Source organism: Weizmannia sp. CD-2023, assembly GCF_036225245.1.
Lineage (GTDB): Bacteria > Bacillota > Bacilli > Bacillales > Bacillaceae_C > Weizmannia > Weizmannia faecalis.
In genome coordinates, this window is sequence record NZ_JARTJQ010000099.1 from 1 (window position 1) to 1878 (window position 1878).

The following is a 1878-nucleotide window of genomic DNA, read 5'->3' on the forward strand; positions in this document are numbered from 1 at the left end:
GCTGTTCTTAACAGCGACTCAATTATTATACCAAAATATCAATTCGCTGTCAACATCTTTTTTTAAACCCGTTTTTTAATCATCTAACGGGCCAGCTCATATATCATATCACTTATTCGTAACTTAAGTCAATAAGATAGAGCAAGGTAATGTTTTCCATCTCTTTTTAGATCCCTGCTCTATAATATAATGAAGAAACAGGGATCTATGCTGCGAGTTAAGATGGCGGAACGGCATTGACTTCCTCAGTTACATACGTACCGGTCATTTTCAGGGAACCGCAGTACTCCTTCGTATGTTTACATTGGAGAAAGCTGTCACAGCTGCCGCTTCTTTTATCCATTCCCTTTTTTCATCCATAATTTTCGGAATGCTTTTTGCCAGTCGCCGGCAAGTGCCTTTACACTTAAAATTTCTTCTATCGCATCAAAATTTGTTCTATCATGGTATCTGATTTTATTGATATGCAGAATGGAAAGCTGTTTTTCCCCTTTTTCAAGCAGGATAAAGCTGTCATTTTTCCGGACAAAGCCTTCTTCAAGCACACGCATATAGAAGCCGGACCAACCGGTTTCCACAATGTCGGCAGGAAAACTGTCCAATCCGTGTTTCGCAGCAATTTTATAGCAAGGCTCCCGCGGCTGTGATACCTGCACAATCGCTTCCCCCATTTGAAAAACATCACCGATATGGATATCTGCTTCCGAGCATCCCGAGAGCGTAATATTTTCGCCAAATGCCCCCGGCTCAAAAGTTCGGTTAAATTTCTCCCCCCATACTGGAAAATGATCACCAACATACACGCAGACTGCTTTATCCGCTCCGCCATGATGAACAAGGTCCGCCTGCTTGTCCCCTTCAAAATTTTCTTTTGCCAGATATACCGGGCCCTCCTGCGGTATTTTAAAAATGCCGCTCTGCACCACTTTCTGTTTATAGGTAAGCGCCTTTGGTTTGCCTGTATTTACCGAAACAACAACACCGTCCGCCATCACGTTCGCTCCTTCCCCAAATTGCTATCTAAATTTTACCATCCTTTGCGTAAATTTTGAAAAACATTTTAAGAAAATCCCGCGGGTCTCCCGTTCAGCTTTCCGAATTCGCTGTTTTCAATCCTTTTGCAGAAAGGTTTCTAAAATTTTTATCGCTTCATTATTTTATCAGAATGTTTGTTTGTATTTTATCACAAGAACAAAAGTTTTATCAATCAAGATATTGAAAAATTCTCGCAAAAAATTCACCGCCATTCAGCCTGCTTGGCACCAAAAAAGCCAGGCTCCTACACCCGGCTTATCTTGATTCCATTTTTAAACTGTCAAAAGGCGCAGGGGGGTTTACGCCTTCATTATAAAGTGAGTTCCCTTTTCAACAGGTCAGCTGCCGCTTCCGCATCTTCCGCGCCTGCAATGGAAGAAATGACGGAAACGCCGTCTGCCCCTGCTTCTATGACGCTTTTTGCATTGCCCGGCCCTATGCCGCCAATTCCGACAATTGGAATCCGGATGCCATTTTGGCGGATTTCGCGAATGACGGTTATCCCTTTCGCCGCTTTCGCATCTTCTTTCGATTTCGTCGGAAAAATGGGGCCAACGCCAAGATAATCCGCGCCTCCGTTTGCTGCCTGCCTGGCTTCCTCCAACGTATAGGCCGAGACGCCAATAATCTTATCCCCCAACTTTTCCCGTACGGATGCCAGCGGTTCATCTTCCTGCCCGACATGCACACCGTCAGCATCCAGTTCCAAAGCAAGTGCAATGTCATCATTTACAAGAAAAGGAATCCCATTTTTTTGGCATATCCACTTCAATTTTTCACCAAGCACTTTCTTTTCTTCGCCTTTTCGTGCACCTTTTCCTTTTTCGCGGAATTGAAAAAGGG

The 1878-nt window shown here is 43.9% G+C and carries 2 protein-coding genes; both read right to left on the reverse strand.

The window, feature by feature from the left end; translation table 11 throughout:
* Positions 1-335: 335 nt before the first annotated feature.
* Entirely contained in the window at positions 336-992 is a 657-nt protein-coding gene (locus tag P9687_RS14715) for an MOSC domain-containing protein (protein ID WP_017551862.1), read from the reverse strand.
* A gap of 353 nt (positions 993-1345) precedes the next feature.
* On the reverse strand, positions 1346-1878 hold a 533-nt coding region (gene thiE / locus P9687_RS14720), incomplete at its 5' end, for a thiamine phosphate synthase (protein WP_328228912.1).

Excerpts from the sequence above, each read along its gene's own strand:
- P9687_RS14715 (WP_017551862.1), bottom strand. The coding sequence starts at position 992 with ATGGCGGACGGTGTTGTTGTTTCGGTAAATACAGGCAAACCAAAGGCG.